Genomic DNA, 16,585 nt, shown 5'->3' on the forward strand with positions numbered 1-16,585 from the left:
TATGCCCGAAGTCATCGAGCCACGCAGCGGGGTCGCATTCCGGCTCGCCAAGGGCCAGCGGCTCACCGTGATCGATCCGCAAGGCGAGCAGGTCTCCGACATGCTTGCCTTCGCCCAAGACGACACACGGGAGGTCATCTCCTCCGGGCGATCGCTGGATTACGCCTCTAAACTTTTCTTGAGCACCGGGGACCCGCTCTATTCCAACCGGTCGAACATCATGCTGCGGATCGTCCACGACGATGTCGGACGGCACGACTTTCTTCTGACGCCCTGCTCCAAAGATACGTTCCGCATCATCTATGGCGACGAGGCGCCCCATCGGGGGTGCTTCGGCAATCTCGCCGAGGCGCTGGCCCCGTTCGGCATCGAGCCGGATCAGATTCCGGTGGCCTTCAACATCTTCATGAATGTGGAGATCGACGGGTCGACGGGCGCGCTCACCGTCGCTCCGCCCAAGAGCCGCGCGGGCGACCGCATCGTGTTCGAGGCCGAGATGGATCTAATCGTCGGCCTGACTGCCTGCTCCGCGCTCCAATCGAACAATTACGCCTTCAAGCCGATCCACTATCAGGTGGAAGACGCACCTTCGGCCACCAACCGCTGATCGTCGGGCACGCTATGGCTCGCCTTCCGCCAAGGCTTCGTCCATCCGTGCGCGGGATTTGGCCGCCGGCCCTTCGCGATTGACGAGCCAGAGCGCAACGCCGATCAGCAGGCCACCCAGCCCCTCGATCCAGCTCAGATGGGCGTCGAGAATCAGTGCCGACAGAACCACGGTGAAGAACGGCGCCAGGAAGAGATAGCTACTCGCCCGGGTCGCACCGCCCTTGGAGAGCGCCAAGAACCAGAGCCCGAAGGATCCGGTGGAGGCGGGAATCGCCAGCCACAGGAACCAGCCCCATTGAGCGGGTGTGGTTTCGTCGGGCCAATGCTGGCCGAGCGCATAGGCGATGAGCAGCAGCAGAATTGCGCCGAACAGCATCTGCCAGAAGCTGAGGGTCCAGGCGCTCACGGGCAACCGGGCGCGCTTGGTCAGGATCGTTGCGCAGGACCAGCACAGCGCAGAAGCAAGCGCTGTGAACTCACCGAGGAGAGCGTCGGCCTCGAAGAGCTCACCCGGCTTTGCCCCCATGGCAAGCGCCACGCCCACGACACCGAGGACGTGACCGGCGATGCGCTTTCCGTGCAGCTCCTCGCCGAGGAAGATGCGGCTGAGCATCGCCACCCAGATGGGATTGGTGAAGAGCAGGATCGCCGCGGTGGAGGCGGAGATCGACACCATGGCGAGGAAAAGCAATCCCAGCACAGCTGTGGTCTGGAGCAGGCCGATCAGCATGATCAGCGCCGTCTCGCGTAGACCGAGGGTCCCGGGCACCAGGGACGGCGTGAAGCCCGCCGGCTCAAAGGCGATGATGGGCAGGGTGGCCAGCGCGGCCACCACGAAACGCCAGCCGACCAGCACGATGGGCGGGAAACCATCGTTCAGCAGGATTTTCGCAGCGATGAAGCTGGAGCCCATGAGAAAGGTCGCAGCGATGAGGGCCACGACGAAGCCGAGGCCGGCGAATCGTGCGGCAGCAGAGGCAGGCGTCATTCGGCGAGTATATCGCGAACCTTCGGGACGACCTGTGTGGCATAGAGCTCGATGCAGCGCATGAGCTTCTCGTGGGGCAGCGTGCCGGCCGAATATTTCAGGTCGAAGCGGGAGACGCCCAGCGTCTTTATGGTCGCGGCGATCTTCTGCGCCACAGTCTCCGGTGACCCAACATGGAGCGCGCCAGAGTTCGCCTCCGCATCGAAACGATCCCGCTCCAAAGGCGGCCAGCCGCGATCCCGTCCGATACGATCGAGCATCACCTTGTAATGGGGCCATAGCTCCTCGCGGGCCTGCTCGTCGGTCTCGGCGACATAGCCCGGGGAATGGACGCCGATGGGAAGCTGAGGCTTGCCCATCTCCTCCAAAGTTCGGCGATAGAGATCGACGTAAGGGCGGAAGCGCGCCGGGTTGCCGCCGATGATGGCCAGCATCATGGGCAGACCATAGCGCGCAGCGCGGATGACGGATTCCGGACTGCCGCCGACACCGATGGAGGTCTTCAGGGGCGGGTTCTCGATCTCCGGGAAGATGCGCTGATCGGTAAGGCCCGCCCGAGTCTCACCCTCCCAGGTCACGGGACCGCCTTCGATCAGCTTCGTGAAGAGATCCAACTTCTCGGTGAAGAGCAGCTCGTATTGGGAGAGCTCGTAGCCGAAGAGCGGGAAGGATTCCGTGAAAGAGCCGCGGCCCAGGATGACCTCGGCGCGGCCGTTCGAGACCGCGTCCAGCGTGGCGAAGCGCTGATAGACGCGCACGGGATCGTCGGAGGATAGCACGGTGACGGCGGACCCAAGACGGATGTGGCTGGTGCGCGCGGCGATGGCCGCCAGCACCACCTCGGGCGAAGAGATGGCGAAGTCTTCCCGGTGGTGCTCGCCGAGGCCGATGAAGTCGAGACCGAGGGAATCGGCAAGGACGCCCTCGTCCACGACATCGCGGATGACCTGCGCCTGGTGCTTGTCGGAGCCGTCTTCCCCTCGCGTCACATCGCCGAAGGTGTCGAGGCCGAATTCGATTTTGTCGCTCATGGTGTGGCGCAGTTGGGGAGGCCGGAAATCGCCTGCAAGGCACATGGAGGTAACCGCGGCGCCGTCGGCACGAGGCCCGTCAGCGGACTGTGCGACTAGCCGCCGGACTTTGAAATCTCACCGTGCGGACCTCATCTTCAAAGGAACCCACCGCACATCCCGTCCCATCCATGAAAGGAAGTCATTCCGATGAAGGCCATCAATGTTGAGAAGCCCGGCGGTCTCGATCGTCTCAAGCTCGTGGACATGGATGCTCCCGGCGATCCGGGCAAAGGCGAGATCCGGGTGAAGCTCCATGCGAGCTCCCTGAACTATCACGACTATGCCGTGGCGAAGGGCGCGATCCCGACAGAGAACGGCCGCATCCCCATGTCCGACGGCGCCGGTGTCGTCGAGGCGGTTGGCGAAGGCGTGGACGAACTCGCCGTCGGCGACCGTGTGGTCTCCTGCTTCTTCCCGCCCTGGCTCGATGGTGGGCCGACCATCGCCGATTTCTCGAGCACGCCGGGCGACGGGATCGACGGCTATGCCCGCGAAGAGGTGGTGACGCCGGCGAGCTGGTTTACGAAAGCGCCGGAGGGCTGGAGCCATGAAGAGGCCGCGACGATCACCACAGCCGGACTCACCGCCTGGCGGGCGCTGGTCGTCGATGGCGGGCTGAAGGCCGGCGACATGGTCCTGGCGCTGGGTACGGGCGGTGTCTCGATATATGCGCTGCAGATCGCCAAGGCCATGGGGGCGCGTGTCGCCATCACCTCGTCATCGGACGAGAAGCTGGAGAAGGCGAAAGCGCTGGGGGCGGACTTCACGGTCAACTATCAACGGGACGAGAAATGGGGATCGACCGTGGCCGAGTGGTCCGGCGGCGGCGTCGACCATGTGATCGAGGTGGGCGGTCCCGTCACGCTGAAGCAGTCGATCCGCGCCTGCCGGACGGGCGGACATATCGCGCTGATCGGCATTCTCACCGGGCGCAGCGGCGATGTGCCGACCATGCTGCTGATGGCGAAGCAGATCCGGCTGCTGGGCCTGATCGTCGGCAGCCGCAAGCATCAGCTCGATTTCGTCGATGCGCTGAACGCCACGGGCATCAAGCCGGCGATCGACAAGACCTTCCCGCTCGCCGAAATCGCTGATGCCTTCGCCTACGAAGAGGCGGGCAAGCATTTCGGCAAGATCTGTTTGGAGATGTAGAAGCTCAAATTTCGACCAGTCGTCCTATTCTGTGTGGGTTCAAGTGACTCGGTTGCAAGCTTTCCGGCGACTTAATCGGTCTGATCACCCACGAATTCCCCGACCGAACCCTCAAATCTTGACGGTCGTCCTATAATTGCTAGTCTTGCGTGCCGGCTGACATTGTCTTTGCGGTAGCGAGACTCGGTCGAAAGGATTGAAGGAGAGAGGGTGACTGTCATGACTCACGTACCTGGAGCGTCCGCGACGATTCCTGAGTGGCGCATTTCTGGGGAATGGTTCGACGTCTGCTCCTGCAACGCGCCATGTCCTTGCACGATGGCGCAGGCGCCGACGTACGATCAGTGCGACTTCCTTTTCGCCTACCGGATCAACGAGGGGTTCTACGGCAGCACTGCAATGAAAGGGCTCAAGGTCGTCATGCTCGCCAATCTGGAGGGGAATGTCTGGGATGGCGGTCCGGTGAAGGCTTGCGTATTTTTCGACGCGTCTGCCGATGATGCGCAGAAGGAGGCGCTCGAAGCGATTTTCACCGGCAAGGCCGGCGGCTGGATGAAGCAATTCATACCCGCCGTTCGTGAAGTCACCGGGGTGGAGTTCGCCGAAATCGCCGTTGAGATCGACAGCGATCTCGAACGCTGGAAGGTCTCGATCCCAGGAAAGGTGGAGGCTAGCGGCGAGGCGTTGACCGGCCCGACCGCCGATCCCTCCAAGCGCGTGCAGACCTTCAATCCTCCCGGCAGCGAAGTCGGGCCAACGGACGGCCCTGTGACATGGGGAAAGAGTCTCGTCGGGAAGTGGAACGCGTTTGGTTTCGATCAGAACATCCCAGCAGGGCAGAACAGCAAGCATATTCCCTTCGAATGGCATGGGCCTGACGCGGAATGACCGCGGGGACGGCTTCACCTCGCGTGCCGAGGGCGATCTTCGGACGCGCCTCATCGGTGCCTGGATGGAGCATCGTGATCGTCACGCTGGCGCTTTTGGCGTGGCTCGCCGCTCTCCTGACAATGTCGACTATGGACGAGGGGCCGGGCACGCCGCTCCACAGCTTGCCGATCTTCTTGATCGGATGGGTGGTGATGCTCACCGCGATGATGCTGCCATCGGAGCTCAATTATGTCGGCACGTTCGTAAAGCTCGTGAGCGGTCAGAAGCAGGCTGGCAGCACCGTCACGTTGTTCATCGCCGGATACGCTCTTGCCTGGGTCTGTTATGGGCTTGCCGCCTTTGCTCTGGACGCGGTCTTGCGGCTCGCATCCTTTGAGACACTTTCCTGGGCCAGGTCCGGCCCGCTCTGGGCCGGTATGGTGCTCGTCCTCGCTGCCCTCTACCAGTTGTCGTCTCTGAAAGAGCGCTGCCTCGATCACTGCCGCGCGCCGATATCCTATTTCGCCCGGCATTGGCGGCCGGGCCGTCTTGGCGCGCTCGTCATGGGGGCACGGCACGGGGCGGTCTGTGTCGGGTGCTGCTGGGCGCTGATGGCCGTGATGTTCGCCGTCGGTGTGATGAATCTCACCTGGATGGCCCTTCTGACACTCATCATGTTCGCCGAGAAGATCGTGCCGGGCGGCAAGACCTTAGGCGTTCCGATTGCCCTCTTGCTTCTCACGATGGGGGTATGGGTGGCCCTGTCTCCCGACACGGCACCGATGCTCGCGGATCCGCTGGTTTTCCGGAGCCTCTGCGGGTCCTTGTGACTGAAAGCAGTGTTAGGAAAGAGGGAGAATGCGTTTGGCGGGGCTGATCTGCCCCGTGAGACCAGGCAAGGATAGAGCGAGGCGGCTTCGCGATGGGCGGTATGTGGCAAAGTGGTGACGGTGGGCCTGAAGGCACGCAAGCCGGTGCTCAATCGTCCACGACGGACAAGGGGCAGGCGCGCAAACGCTCGATCCTCGATGCGGCCAAGAATATTCTGGTCGAAGAGGGATTTGCCGAACTGTCGTTCCGCCGCATAGCCCAGCGGGCGGGCATCAAGGTCGGCAACGTCACCTATTACTACCCGAACAAAGAGCAGCTCATGGACGACCTGGCGGTCTACATTTTCGAGCGCTGGGATGCCGGGTTTCGACGTCGGGTGCCGGAACACCTGACCGACAAGATGGAGATCTTCGACTATTCGATCCGCTACATGATCGAGGAAAACAAGCGCGAGAGAACGAACGCGCTCCTGCAAGAGATGTGGGCTATGGCGAGTCGGAGCGAGGTGGTGATGCGCATGCTCGATGTCTTCTATTCAAGGATGCGGAGCTGGATCGACGACATGCTGGCCAAGGTCAATCCGACGCTGTCGGAGCGCTCGCGCCAACTCCGGGCCGGACTCATCACCGCGCAGATCGAGGGGCTGATGGTTCTGATCGGCCCAAGACGTATTCCCCATGACGAGCTGCGTGGACTCGAGGAAGAGGCCGTCGCCGCCATACGTCAATTGGCGATTGCAGAGGATCGGGCATGTTGAGCCGTTGCCTTCGCACCGTGATCGGGCAAGGGTCGGGCCATGGCTTTCACCGATATCGCGACCCGCACCTATAACCACGGCTTCCGGCTCGATCCGATCGTCCGCAGCCTGCTGGATACGGATTTCTACAAGCTGCTGATGCTGCAGCTGATCCGGAACGTCCATCCGGATGTGTCGGCGCGGTTCTCGCTGATTAACCGGACGCCTTCGGTGCGGCTGGCCGACATCATCGACGAGGACGAGCTGCGCGCCCAGCTCGACCATGCCCGGACCTTGCGCTTCTCCAAGAAGGAGCTGATTTGGCTCGCCGGCAACAGCTTCTACGGCAAGACCCAGATCTTCAGTCCCGACTTCATTGAGTGGCTCGAAGACTTCCAGCTGCCGGACTATGAGCTGCGCAAATCGGACGGCCAATACGAGCTGCATTTCGACGGGCCCTGGACCCATACGACCATGTGGGAGATCCCGGCGCTCACCATCGTCAGCGAGCTGCGATCGCGTGCGGCGCTACGCTCCCGCGGCCGGTTCGCCCTCGACGTACTTTATGCCCGGGCAAAGGCGAAGCTGTGGGAGAAGGTGGTGCGGCTCTCCTCGCTTCCCGATCTGAAGCTGTCGGATTTCGGTACGCGCCGGCGGCACAGCTTTCTGTGGCAGCGCTGGTGCGTCGAAGCGCTGAAGGAAGGCTTGGGCGAGCGCTTCATCGGCACCTCCAACACGCTGCTCGCCATGGATGCGGATCTGGAAGCTATCGGCACCAACGGCCATGAGCTGGCCATGGTGGAAGCCGCGCTTGCGAAAACGGACGCGGCGCTCGCCGCCGCGCCCTACCGGGTGCTGGAGCATTGGCAGTCTCAATACAGCGGCAATCTCTTGATCGTCCTTCCCGACGCGTTCGGCACCGCGGCGTTCCTGCGAGATGCGCCCGATTGGGTGGCGGGCTGGACCGGGTTCCGGCCCGATAGCGCGCCACCCATCGAGGCTGGCGAACAGATCATCGATTGGTGGCGCGAGAAGGGATGCGACCCGCAAGGGAAGCTACTGATCTTCTCCGACGGGATGGATGTGGAGACCATCGAAGAGGTCTATCGCCATTTCCACGGAAGGGTGCGGATGAGCTTCGGCTGGGGCACCAATCTCACCAATGATTTCCGCGGCTGCGACCCCGACGGGGGCAACGCGCTGGATCCCATCTCGCTGGTCTGCAAGGTGACGGAGGCGAACGGCCGCCCGGCGGTCAAGCTTTCAGACAATCCTGAGAAGGCCACCGGCGACGCAGCCGAGATCGAACGCTACATGCGCGTGTTCGGCACGGCTGGGCGAACGGTCTCGCCCGTTGACGTCTAAGCGGCGTCTGCCGCGATCGTGGCAGCAAAGTCGCGATAGCTATGTAGCGGACGGCCCAGGATCTCGGTCAGCCGTTCGACATCGCCGTCGTCCGGAATCATGCCATCGCTCACGTAGCGCTCGGCCATCAGACGCATTTCATAGGCCATCCATCCGGGCATGAAGCTGGCCATATTCGCCTGGAACGCGGTGGGATCGTCGCCGCCGTAGACGATAGGGCGGCCTAGCAGCTCCGACCAGATCGCTGCGACGTCGGCCCCGGTCAGCGTGTCGGGCCCCACCAGATTGATTGTCTCGATCGGCAGCTTGCTCTCCGAGCGGTCGCGGCGGATCAGCTCGATGGCAGCGACTTCGGCGATATCCCGCGCATCGACCATGGCCACCCCCTTACCGCCAATCGGCATCGGGTACACGCCGTGGTTCAGAATGGTGTCTTTGACCATCGCTTCGTTGTCGATGAAGTAGCTCGGGCGCAAGATGGTGGCGTTGAAGTCCATCGCAGCAAGCATCCGTTCCGCACCCGACTTGACCGCGAAATGGGGGACGTTGACGAAGCGGTCGGCATGGATCACCGAGAGATAGACGACACGTTCCACCCCCGCTTCACGGGCCAGGTTGAGCGTCAAGATCGCCTGGGTGAACTCGTCGCCAGTAACGGCATTCAGCAGGAAGAGGGTGCGTACGCCCTTGAAGGCTGCGCGCATGGATTCGATGTCGAGCATGTGACCCTGCGCAATCTCGACACCGGCCGGGAGGTCGGCCTTCGAAGGATCGCGGGTCAGCGCACGGACGTTGGCGCCACGCTTAACCAGTTGGTCGACGACTTTGCGGCCGACGCGGCCGGTGGCGGCAGTTACGAGGATGGTCATGAGGATCACTCCGTTCAGGGTTAGAAGACACCCTGGAAATTAGTGATCCACAGGTGGGCGAATAGACGCTATATCTGGACAGACCGTCTCAGTGGTGGAACAGATAGATCTGCTCATATGGACCTGCTTGCTCTGGCCGATTTCAGTCTGGTCGCCCGCCATGGCGGCTTCGGCAAAGCAGCGCGCGCTGCCCACCGTCCGAAGGCCACCTTGTCGCGCCGGGTTGCGGAGCTTGAGGCAAGCCTGGACCTTCGTCTGTTCGAGCGTGGCGGGCGGGCACTCAAGGTGACCGAGGAAGGGCGCGCTCTATTCGAGCGCACTCACACGCTGCTCGGCGAGCTCGAAGAAGCGACGGCAGCGATCGCGTCGGGTGGGCAGACTCCGCGCGGGCGGCTGCGGATCAGCGCCCCACTGCTGTTCTCGCAAACCGCGATGGGCGGGCTCGCGGCGTCCTTCGCACTGAAATATCCCGAAGTGCGGATTGAAGTGACCACAGAGGACCGTCCCGTCGACATGATCGAGGAAGGCTATGACCTGGTGATCCGGGTCAACCCGGCTCCAGACGAAAGTCTGGTCGGCCGCACGTTCCTGCGCGACCGGCTTGTGGTGGTCGCGCACCCCGACCTTGTTCGGCCGGCGGAAGGCGAAGCGGTCCCGGCGATCGTCAGGTCGACAAACGATAGCTCGCCCTGGCGGGTCTTGGGCCCGGATGGGGAGGAGGATATCCGGATCGAGCCGGTCATGACGCTATCGTCGCTCATCATGGTGCGCGATGCGGTACGCGCCGGCGTCGGCGCCGGACGCCTCCCCGTTTCTCTCGTAAGCCACGATCTGGCCGACGGAACGCTGGCTCATTGGGGCGACGTGGCTGGTCCGGAGATCGCGCTGTGGACGCTTTACCCCTCGCGGCGCCTGCTCAGCGCCCGGGTCGCTGCCTTTCTTGATCACCTGAAGCAGGCTTTCCCAAAAGGCACCCCGGACGAGTTGGCGGCCCATATCGGCCGGTGAGAGGTCCCGCGCTAGCTAGCGAGGGAAACGCTTCCCGATACGAACGGCCCGCGGGTGACATATTCATCGAGACCCGGCGTGCGGTAGCCGTCCCGGCGCCAAGTGATGGGGAAGTGGCTTTCCTCAACCTCATTGGAGCCGAAGCGCATATAGCGGCCATACATGGGCCCGTTGCCGACGCTGAAGTTCTCGGGCGCAAACTTTACATCGGAAGAGACCATGTGGATGGCGAGGCTGCGGCGGGGCACATCCATGGTGTTGACCCGGCTGCCATGCCAAAGCCAGCCATCGTGGAAGGCGCCACCGCCGGGCGGGACCTCGATCGGCACCATGTCGATTTCGTAGCCTTGGGCCTCGGCCCATTCACGGGCTTCCTTCAGATCGTCTTCCGGCCCGTGGAACTGCATGATGGGTTGTGCCTCGCCCCATTTGTGGGAGCCGCGCAGATACATCAGGGTGCCGCCCTCGGCCGTTGTCTTGTCGAGCGCGATCCAGCAGCTTGCCATGCCGGGCTTGTCGAACCAGGTGGCATACATGCTGTCCTGGTGGAAGCCGATGGGGCGGCCGCCCGGCGGCTTCCAGAGCAGATTATCCACCATGAGGCGTGCGCCATCCCAGCCGGCCAGCTTGGCGCAGGCCTCGCCGATACCTGAATCCATGACGCTGCGCGCAACGGTCAGGTCGGCGCGCCAGCCGTTGCAGATCTGCTTGGTGTAGGGCTTGTCGCCTTGCGGCAGGTTCACTTCGTCTGGCCGCACGCCGGTTTCGAACTCGCCTTTCTCGAAGAGCGGCTCGTAGCGGGAGAGGATTTCAGCGGCGGCCTCCTCGCCGATGATGTTGTCGACGATCAGGAAGCCATCCCGGCGATATTGCTCGATCTGGTCTTCGGTCAGCTTCAGCATGATTGGGAGCCCTCCTGGTGTCGCCGACGGCGGGGTGGATCAACCGATCCTGCCTCCAGCCGATTTGCATCTTGCGTATCTTTATTTATTCAGATGCAATTTACGGGCGATGTCAACAGGCTCCAGGAAAAGGAGTCAGGTGTCGTAGATGATCGTGCAGAGGAGCGCGATCTCCTCGCTGTGAAGCCTTTCGGGGCCATGCTCGATATGGGCGGCGAAGGTGAAGGCATCGCCCGGATCGAGACGGTAGATCTCTTCGCCGTAGCGGTAGTCCATGGAGCCGCTGAGCATGTAGATGATCTCGGTGCCGGGGTGACGGAAGCGCGGATAGATGTCGCTGTCCTTATCCATGGTGATGAAGAAGCTCTCATAGGGACGGTCCGGGCCGCGACTATAGGAGAGCAGCTTGTAGACATGACCATGGACGCTGCCCGATCGTGTGACCTTGGTCTGCTGGTCGGGCTTCAAGAGCTGAGCCTTGCCGCGGGGCTGCTCCACCTCGGCGAACAGATCCGCCAGGGTGATGCCGACCGCCTGGCAGAGCCTTTCCAGGCTTTCAAAGCTGGCCGCAATATTGCCCGTCTCGATGCGGCTCAGGGTCGCCGGCGACAGGTTTGCGCCGGCGGCAAGCTGGCTCAATGTCAGATTGTGATTCTTTCGGTAGCGCCGAAGCACGTCTCCGATCCGCTGGCCGATCGGAGCATCGGCGCTCACCGCTTCCGGCACGCCCGGCTCCAGGAGAGGGCGCTTCACCGTCTCTTCGTGTTTCGCTGACCGGCGCGCTTTGGGCTTGGTTTTGTCCATCCTGCGCAGAGACTACTCGCCGCCCAGACTGTGGCAAGCGAATGCGGCGCGTCCTCGCATGAAGGAATGCGCAGACGCGACCCCGCCGGCGCGCGATCAATGGTTGTGTGTTTTCTGAGAAGAAATGGAGCGGGCGATGAGATTCGAACTCACGACCCCAACCTTGGCAAGGTTGTGCTCTACCCCTGAGCTACGCCCGCTTAAGCGTGTCCGCGCCAGGCCTCTAAGGCATTGCTGGCTGGAAGGCGGGTTTTAGTAGATCGCCGGTTGCTTGTCCATAGGGGTCTGCCAGACAAAACAAACTCTTTGCTTCGCTCGGCCGGCCCGTCCGGCGCCTGTGCCGAACGCTCCCTCGCGGCCTTCGCCACTCGCTCAAACTCCTGCTTCCTGCTCGGCTTCGCCAAACTCTTGCCGCGCCCGGTTGCCAAAAGGTCGTTCGCGGACCATTTTGACGGTCCGCTCCTCACATAAGCACAATAGGCAAGACGATCATGAGCATGGACGGCCCTATCCTGACGGAAGGCACGCCGGCCCCTGGAGCAGGGGGCTTCATCAAGAACACCACCACGGCCGAGTTCGTGAAGGATGTGGTGGAAGCATCCCGCGACGTGCCGGTGCTGGTGGATTTCTGGGCGCCGTGGTGCGGCCCCTGCAAGCAGCTCGCGCCGTTGCTGGAGAAAGCCGTGCGGGCGGCCAAGGGCCAGGTGCGGCTGGTGAAGCTCAATATCGACGAGCATCCGGAGATTCCGGGCCAGATGGGCGTGCAGTCAATCCCGGCGGTGTTCGCGTTCAAGAACGGTCAGCCCGTAGACGGGTTCATGGGCGCCATGCCGGAATCGAAGATCGAGGCCTTCATCGCGCGGCTCATCGGGGCGGACGATCAGGGCGCCGACCTGGAGGCGGCCGAGCAGGCGCTGGCCGCGGACGAGGTGAATTTGGCTGCCCAGATGTTCGGCCAGGCGTTGCAGGAAAATCCTGAGAACGTGCAGGCCGCCGCAGGGCTCGCGAAATGCTACATCAAGGCTGGCGACGTGGCTCGCGCCGAGCAGACCCTGCAGATGATCCCGGAGGAGAAGGCCAACGACCCCGCCGTGATGAGCGCCAAGGCCGAGCTGGACCTGGCCCAGAAGTCGGAAGATACGGGCGATATCGATGCGCTGCGCGAGGCGGTCGAAGCCAATCCGGACGATCACCAGGCGCGCTTCGATCTCAGCCTCGCCCTGAACGGCAAGGGCGATCACATGGGCGCGGCCGAGGAGCTGCTCACGCTCTTCCGTAAAGACCGCGACTGGAACGATGGGGCCGCGCGGACCCAGCTGCTCCAATTCTTCGAGGCTTGGGGGCCGAAGGATCCGGCAACGGCGAAAGGCCGGCAGAAGCTTTCCTCCATGCTGTTCGCTTAAGGCTTGCGAGAAAGGAAGCGCCTTCGTGACGGACGGGCTCACCGATCATTACCGCTCTCCGGCCGATTTGCCGGAGAACCTCCCTCTTTTCCCCTTGCGCGGCGCGATCCTGCTGCCGAGAGCGGCGCTGACCTTGAACGTGTTCGAGCGGCGCTATCTGGAGCTCGTCGACTATGCGTTGCGCAATGACCGGGTGATCGGCATCGTTCAGCCCGATCCGCAGACGGGCGACGCGGAGTCGCCGGAAGGCAAGCAATACCCTTTGCGCGGCACGGGCTGCGCCGGTCGACTGACGGCCTTCACCGAGTTGGAAGACGAGCGCATGCTCATCACGCTGACCGGCATCGCGCGGTTCGGCGTGGATGAGGTGAGCTCCGATTTCGCTTTTCGCATGTGCCGCCCGGATTTCGCCGCCTATACCCATGACTTCACGCCGGGCTACGGCGAGGAGGAGGTCGACCGGCCGGAGCTGATCTCCACCTTGCGGCATTATCTGGAGGTCAATCAGCTGCATGCCGATTGGGACCGGATCAACGGCGCAAGCACGGAGCGGCTGGTCAACACATTGTCCATCCTGAGCCCCTACGGTGCGGAGGAGAAGCAGGCGCTGCTGGAAGCGCGGGACCTGAAGGCCCGGGCCGAGGCGCTGGTCGCGCTGGCCGAGATCGAGCTCGCCATGGGCGACGACGACAGCGGCACATCTCTGCAATAGAGGTCACTGATGCCCCAAGAGAAAGATCCGGCCCAATCCGCACTCGATCCCAAGCTGCTTGAGATTCTTGTCTGCCCGCTGACCAAGACGTCTCTGGTCTACGATGCGGACGCCCAGGAGCTGATCAGCCGGGCGGCGCGGCTCGCCTATCCCATCCGCGACGGCATTCCGATCATGCTGCCTGAGGAGGCCCGCAAGCTGGAAGAGGACTAGGCGGCTCTAGCAGTTCCTTCTGCGTCATTGCCGGGCTCGACCCGGCAATCCATGCCGCTTCCTTGCAGCGTGTCCCTGGTTTCCCATTAGGACGCCGAACCTGGTGCGCCGTAACGGCGTGGATGCCCGGATCAGGTCCGGGCATGACGACCGTATCTGGAGTAGCGTTGATGGCACTAAGCACACGGTCATACGTGCTCAGCTAAAGCGGCTTTCCCTGGAGGAGCTTGGGCAAGCGGCCTGTCCCGCCTGCGGCTTCCCTCACCAAAAAGCGCTTCACGCCCGGCAGGCGGTCGACGACGCCGAGGCCGAAATCGCGAAGGCTGCGCGCGATCGTGCTGTCGTTGGAGAACAGCCGGTTCATCATGTCCATGGCAAGCGCGGAGATGGCGCTGTCGAAGCGGCGCCAGCGGGCATAGGCCTCCAGCTGGGCTGCATCGCCCGCATCGAGTCCGAGCCGCGCGCCCTCCACCAGAAGCTCGGTCAGGGCCGCCACGTCGCGAAGCCCGATATTGAGCCCCTGCCCCGCGAGCGGATGGACGCCATGGGCCGCGTCACCGATTAGCACCATACGCGGACCTACGAAGCTGCGGGCCAGATGCAGGCTCAAGGGAAAGTCTTGGCGCGGACCGGCAAGGGTCAGAGATCCGAGCTGGCTGCCGAAGCGCTTTTCGAGCTCGGCCAGGAAGCCCGCATCCTCGAGGGCCATGATGCGCTCCGCCACATCCTTCTCCTCGCTCCACACGATGGAGGTGCGGCTGCCCGTGAGCGGCAGAAGCGCGAAGGGACCTGCGGGCAGGAAGTGCTGGACGGCCTTGCCGTTGTGAGGACGGTCATGGGCGACGGTGGTCACGATGCCCCGCTGATCGTAATCCCAGGTCACGGTCTTGATGCCGGCTTGGTCGCGGAGCTTGGAGCGGCGGCCATCGGCAGCCACCAGCAGGCTCGCATCGATCGTGCCACCGCTTTCCAGAGTGCAGGCGATGCTGAACGGACTCGGCGCGATCTCCGTGACGGCGTCGGGGGCGAGCACCTCGATCCCCGGCTCGGACGCGACGGCATCCGCAAGCGCCCGCAGAAGCGGCTCGTTCTCAACGACATGAGCGCTCGACTGGCCGGCGCCGGTCTCCAGGGTATTATCGAAGCCGATATAGCGGGGCCGCGGACCGTCCGTCTCGAGGGGCGAATCCGTGATCTCGATCCTCTCGATGGGCTGGGCGCGGTCTGCAATGGCCTCCCAGACGCCTAAAGCCTGGAGCAGGTTGCGGCTGGCGGCCGTCAGGGCGGAGGCGCGGGCATCGCGGATCTCGGCCTCCAGTGGCCGGCGATCGACCAGGATGACGCGGAAGCCTTTCGGCGCGAGGCGGGCGAGCGCCAGGGCGAGGCTGAGACCGACAAAGCCGCCGCCGGCGATCAGAACGTCGGTGCGTTTATGGTTTGCGTCATCGGGACCGTTGCTGGGAGTCACGCTGTTCTGCTTCACTCTAGTAAGGAAGTCCGCTGAGTCGTCTGCCGTCAGCGCGCATCGCTTCGGCGCGCGATCATCTTAGCAAGACAAGGTCATACTGCATGAGCCGCGCCCTCGATACGCTTCTTTCCGTCCTCGATCTGGAAACCCTGGAAGTCAATCTATTCCGGGGCCGCAGCCCCCAGGTAGGGTGGCAGCGGGTCTTCGGCGGGCAGGTGATCGGCCAGGCCCTGGTCGCCGCCTGCAGAACCGTGGAGAACCGTACGGCCCATTCGCTTCACGGTTACTTCCTGCGGCCTGGCGACCCCAAGGTGCCGATCATCTACGAGGTGGACCGCTTGCGGGATGGCAAAAGTTTCACCACCCGGCGGGTGATCGCCATTCAGCACGGCCAACCGATCTTCTCCATGGGTTGCTCCTTCCATCGGGCGGAGGAGGGTCTTGCCCATCAGATGCAGATGCCCGAGGTGCCGGGACCGGACGAGTGCCCGAGCGAAAGCGAGCTCAAGGGCGCATTGATGGAGAAGCTGCCGCCGGAGATGCGGGCTTATTGGAAGGGCGAACGGCCGATCGAGCTGCGGCCCGTGGATCTGACCCGGTATCTGGAGCCCGGCGGCCATGCGGCCACCCAGAGCGTTTGGATGCGGGCGAGCGGCGATCTGCGCCAGCTCGAGACGCATGACGACTCCCAAGCCGACGATCTGCCGCTCCACCAATGCCTGCTGGCCTACGCATCGGATTTCACCCTGCTCGATACGGCCCTGATCGCCCATGGCAGGTTCGTCTTCGATCCGACTTTGATGCTGGCGAGCCTCGACCACGCCATCTGGTTTCACCGGGAATTCCGGGCCGACGAATGGCTGCTCTACGTTCAGGACAGCCCGAGCTCTTTCGGGGCGCGCGGCTTCTGCCGAGGGTCGGTTTTCACCCAAGGAGGCGAGCTCGTGGCCTCCACCACCCAAGAGGGCCTGATCCGTGAGCGATCTGCACGGTAGTTTTGCACAACTTGTGGGCAAAAACGTCTGATTGCCCTTTTTATGAGCAGCTAGCATGGGGTAAGCTTGGGGCTGGCTGCGTTAACCCGTCTTAAAAATGTATTAAACCCAACGAGTTGCCGAATTGGTGTCGAGTTGGCACGCGGTTTGACTCTGATTCCGGGTTCACGCGGCCAAAACGACCGAGCTGGCAACAGCAATTTTGTATTTGAGAGGCCGCAAAATGGAGGGGTTATCGAGATGAAGTTGGTGACGGCAATCATCAAGCCGTTCAAGCTCGACGAGGTGCGACAAGCACTGACCGAGCTTGGCCTGCAGGGCATGACCGTGACGGAAGTCAAAGGTTATGGCCGGCAGAAAGGCCACACAGAAATCTACCGGGGCGCTGAGTACGCCGTGAACTTTTTGCCCAAGATCAAGATCGAGGTCGCGGTTCCCGCCGCTTCGGTCGACAAGGCCGTGGATGCCATCGTGGCAGCGGCGAAGACCGGGCAAATTGGTGACGGCAAGATCTTCGTCACGCCGGTCGACCAGACGGTCCGCATCCGGACCGGCGAAACTGACGAAGCAGCACTCTAAACAAGGGG

Annotated in this window: 18 protein-coding genes and 1 tRNA gene; 12 read left to right on the forward strand and 7 right to left on the reverse strand. The window is 63.1% G+C overall.

All coding sequences use genetic code 11. The features are described 5' to 3' along the window. The first annotated feature begins 1 nt into the window (after nt 1). Nucleotides 2–607 carry a DUF1989 domain-containing protein gene (locus tag ACFQ2F_RS01370; RefSeq protein WP_379084599.1) on the forward strand — a complete coding sequence of 202 codons (606 nt, stop codon included), beginning with the start codon at nt 2–4 and terminating at the stop codon, nt 605–607. Nucleotides 608–619: 12 nt separating this feature from the next. On the opposite strand, the gene ACFQ2F_RS01375 is transcribed toward ACFQ2F_RS01370, so the two are convergent. Both ACFQ2F_RS01375 and ACFQ2F_RS01380 read right to left on the reverse strand, forming a co-directional pair. Continuing rightward, nucleotides 620–1,597 (reverse strand): DMT family transporter, encoded by a 978-nt coding sequence (locus tag ACFQ2F_RS01375; protein ID WP_379084602.1) that lies wholly within the window; start codon nt 1,595–1,597, stop codon nt 620–622. Next, entirely contained in the window at nt 1,594–2,628 is a 1,035-nt protein-coding gene (locus ACFQ2F_RS01380) for an LLM class flavin-dependent oxidoreductase (protein ID WP_379084605.1), read from the reverse strand. The genes ACFQ2F_RS01375 and ACFQ2F_RS01380 overlap by 4 nt, the downstream gene beginning before the upstream one ends. Nucleotides 2,629–2,817: 189 nt before the next feature. On the opposite strand from ACFQ2F_RS01380, the gene ACFQ2F_RS01385 reads away from it, so the two are divergent. The 5 genes from ACFQ2F_RS01385 (at nt 2,818) to pncB (ending at nt 7,624) form a co-directional block, all read left to right on the forward strand. Further along, a complete protein-coding gene (locus ACFQ2F_RS01385) occupies nt 2,818–3,822 on the forward strand; it encodes a zinc-dependent alcohol dehydrogenase family protein (protein ID WP_379084608.1) in 1,005 nt (334 codons plus the stop codon). Between the two features lie 219 nt (nt 3,823–4,041). Then, nucleotides 4,042–4,710 carry a DUF1326 domain-containing protein gene (locus tag ACFQ2F_RS01390; RefSeq protein WP_379090551.1) on the forward strand — a complete coding sequence of 223 codons (669 nt, stop codon included), beginning with the start codon at nt 4,042–4,044 and terminating at the stop codon, nt 4,708–4,710. A gap of 74 nt (nt 4,711–4,784) precedes the next feature. Then, a complete protein-coding gene (locus ACFQ2F_RS01395) occupies nt 4,785–5,522 on the forward strand; it encodes a DUF2182 domain-containing protein (protein ID WP_379084612.1) in 738 nt (245 codons plus the stop codon). A 92-nt stretch (nt 5,523–5,614) separates the two neighbouring features. After that, nucleotides 5,615–6,280 (forward strand): TetR/AcrR family transcriptional regulator, encoded by a 666-nt coding sequence (locus tag ACFQ2F_RS01400; RefSeq protein ID WP_379084615.1) that lies wholly within the window; start codon nt 5,615–5,617, stop codon nt 6,278–6,280. A 39-nt stretch (nt 6,281–6,319) separates the two neighbouring features. Next, nucleotides 6,320–7,624: a nicotinate phosphoribosyltransferase gene (gene pncB / locus ACFQ2F_RS01405; RefSeq protein ID WP_379084618.1), complete on the forward strand. Its 1,305-nt coding sequence runs from the start codon at nt 6,320–6,322 to the stop codon at nt 7,622–7,624. Here pncB and ACFQ2F_RS01410 read toward each other — a convergent pair. Next, entirely contained in the window at nt 7,621–8,493 is an 873-nt protein-coding gene (locus ACFQ2F_RS01410) for an SDR family oxidoreductase (protein ID WP_379084620.1), read from the reverse strand. The genes pncB and ACFQ2F_RS01410 overlap by 4 nt on opposite strands. Nucleotides 8,494–8,610: 117 nt before the next feature. On the opposite strand from ACFQ2F_RS01410, the gene ACFQ2F_RS01415 reads away from it, so the two are divergent. After that, the gene (locus ACFQ2F_RS01415; protein WP_379084623.1) at nt 8,611–9,501 is read left to right on the forward strand and encodes a LysR family transcriptional regulator; all 891 of its coding nucleotides are present in this window, start codon (nt 8,611–8,613) and stop codon (nt 9,499–9,501) included. Nucleotides 9,502–9,512: 11 nt separating this feature from the next. Here the strand turns inward: ACFQ2F_RS01415 and ACFQ2F_RS01420 are convergent, their stop codons facing one another. The 3 genes from ACFQ2F_RS01420 to ACFQ2F_RS01430 form a co-directional block, all read right to left on the reverse strand. Continuing rightward, nucleotides 9,513–10,403, reverse strand: a complete 891-nt coding sequence (locus ACFQ2F_RS01420; protein WP_379084626.1) for a phytanoyl-CoA dioxygenase family protein — start codon at nt 10,401–10,403, stop codon at nt 9,513–9,515. A 135-nt stretch (nt 10,404–10,538) separates the two neighbouring features. Then, the gene (locus ACFQ2F_RS01425; protein ID WP_379084630.1) at nt 10,539–11,156 is read right to left on the reverse strand and encodes a helix-turn-helix domain-containing protein; all 618 of its coding nucleotides are present in this window, start codon (nt 11,154–11,156) and stop codon (nt 10,539–10,541) included. Nucleotides 11,157–11,332: 176 nt separating this feature from the next. After that, a tRNA-Gly gene (locus ACFQ2F_RS01430) sits at nt 11,333–11,407 on the reverse strand. Nucleotides 11,408–11,698: 291 nt separating this feature from the next. On the opposite strand from ACFQ2F_RS01430, the gene trxA reads away from it, so the two are divergent. Genes trxA through ACFQ2F_RS01445 form a run of 3 tightly spaced genes read left to right on the forward strand, consistent with a single transcriptional unit; the run spans nt 11,699 to nt 13,535 of the window. Then, nucleotides 11,699–12,610 (forward strand): thioredoxin, encoded by a 912-nt coding sequence (gene trxA / locus ACFQ2F_RS01435; protein ID WP_379084633.1) that lies wholly within the window; start codon nt 11,699–11,701, stop codon nt 12,608–12,610. A 25-nt stretch (nt 12,611–12,635) separates the two neighbouring features. After that, on the forward strand, nt 12,636–13,322 hold the full coding sequence (locus ACFQ2F_RS01440) for an LON peptidase substrate-binding domain-containing protein (protein WP_379084636.1): 687 nt from the start codon (nt 12,636–12,638) through the stop codon (nt 13,320–13,322). Between the two features lie 9 nt (nt 13,323–13,331). After that, nucleotides 13,332–13,535, forward strand: coding sequence for a Trm112 family protein (locus ACFQ2F_RS01445; protein WP_379084639.1), 204 nt, complete (start codon nt 13,332–13,334; stop codon nt 13,533–13,535). A gap of 202 nt (nt 13,536–13,737) precedes the next feature. On the opposite strand, the gene ACFQ2F_RS01450 is transcribed toward ACFQ2F_RS01445, so the two are convergent. Then, nucleotides 13,738–15,003 carry an FAD-dependent oxidoreductase gene (locus ACFQ2F_RS01450; RefSeq protein ID WP_379084642.1) on the reverse strand — a complete coding sequence of 422 codons (1,266 nt, stop codon included), beginning with the start codon at nt 15,001–15,003 and terminating at the stop codon, nt 13,738–13,740. A 101-nt stretch (nt 15,004–15,104) separates the two neighbouring features. Between ACFQ2F_RS01450 and ACFQ2F_RS01455 the strand changes: the two genes are divergently transcribed. After that, nucleotides 15,105–15,998, forward strand: coding sequence for an acyl-CoA thioesterase (locus ACFQ2F_RS01455; protein WP_379084645.1), 894 nt, complete (start codon nt 15,105–15,107; stop codon nt 15,996–15,998). A 240-nt stretch (nt 15,999–16,238) separates the two neighbouring features. Then, nucleotides 16,239–16,577 (forward strand): P-II family nitrogen regulator, encoded by a 339-nt coding sequence (locus tag ACFQ2F_RS01460; protein ID WP_069094522.1) that lies wholly within the window; start codon nt 16,239–16,241, stop codon nt 16,575–16,577. Nucleotides 16,578–16,585: the final 8 nt, after the last annotated feature.

The sequence above is a fragment of the Methyloligella solikamskensis genome, from assembly GCF_042676065.1.
Classification (GTDB): domain Bacteria; phylum Pseudomonadota; class Alphaproteobacteria; order Rhizobiales; family Methyloligellaceae; genus Methyloligella; species Methyloligella solikamskensis.

What these genes read in the sequence shown, in the direction of transcription:
- ACFQ2F_RS01370 (WP_379084599.1), top strand. Translation starts at nt 2, where the DNA reads ATGCCCGAAGTCATCGAGCCACGCAGCGGGGTCGCATTCCGGCTCGCC.
- ACFQ2F_RS01375 (WP_379084602.1), bottom strand. Translation starts at nt 1,597, where the DNA reads ATGACGCCTGCCTCTGCTGCCGCACGATTCGCCGGCCTCGGCTTCGTC.
- ACFQ2F_RS01380 (WP_379084605.1), bottom strand. Translation starts at nt 2,628, where the DNA reads ATGAGCGACAAAATCGAATTCGGCCTCGACACCTTCGGCGATGTGACG.
- ACFQ2F_RS01385 (WP_379084608.1), top strand. Translation starts at nt 2,818, where the DNA reads ATGAAGGCCATCAATGTTGAGAAGCCCGGCGGTCTCGATCGTCTCAAG.
- ACFQ2F_RS01390 (WP_379090551.1), top strand. Translation starts at nt 4,042, where the DNA reads ATGACTCACGTACCTGGAGCGTCCGCGACGATTCCTGAGTGGCGCATT.
- ACFQ2F_RS01400 (WP_379084615.1), top strand. Translation starts at nt 5,615, where the DNA reads ATGGGCGGTATGTGGCAAAGTGGTGACGGTGGGCCTGAAGGCACGCAA.
- pncB (WP_379084618.1), top strand. Translation starts at nt 6,320, where the DNA reads ATGGCTTTCACCGATATCGCGACCCGCACCTATAACCACGGCTTCCGG.
- ACFQ2F_RS01410 (WP_379084620.1), bottom strand. Translation starts at nt 8,493, where the DNA reads ATGACCATCCTCGTAACTGCCGCCACCGGCCGCGTCGGCCGCAAAGTC.
- ACFQ2F_RS01415 (WP_379084623.1), top strand. Translation starts at nt 8,611, where the DNA reads ATGGACCTGCTTGCTCTGGCCGATTTCAGTCTGGTCGCCCGCCATGGC.
- ACFQ2F_RS01420 (WP_379084626.1), bottom strand. Translation starts at nt 10,403, where the DNA reads ATGCTGAAGCTGACCGAAGACCAGATCGAGCAATATCGCCGGGATGGC.
- trxA (WP_379084633.1), top strand. Translation starts at nt 11,699, where the DNA reads ATGAGCATGGACGGCCCTATCCTGACGGAAGGCACGCCGGCCCCTGGA.
- ACFQ2F_RS01445 (WP_379084639.1), top strand. Translation starts at nt 13,332, where the DNA reads ATGCCCCAAGAGAAAGATCCGGCCCAATCCGCACTCGATCCCAAGCTG.
- ACFQ2F_RS01455 (WP_379084645.1), top strand. Translation starts at nt 15,105, where the DNA reads ATGAGCCGCGCCCTCGATACGCTTCTTTCCGTCCTCGATCTGGAAACC.
- ACFQ2F_RS01460 (WP_069094522.1), top strand. Translation starts at nt 16,239, where the DNA reads ATGAAGTTGGTGACGGCAATCATCAAGCCGTTCAAGCTCGACGAGGTG.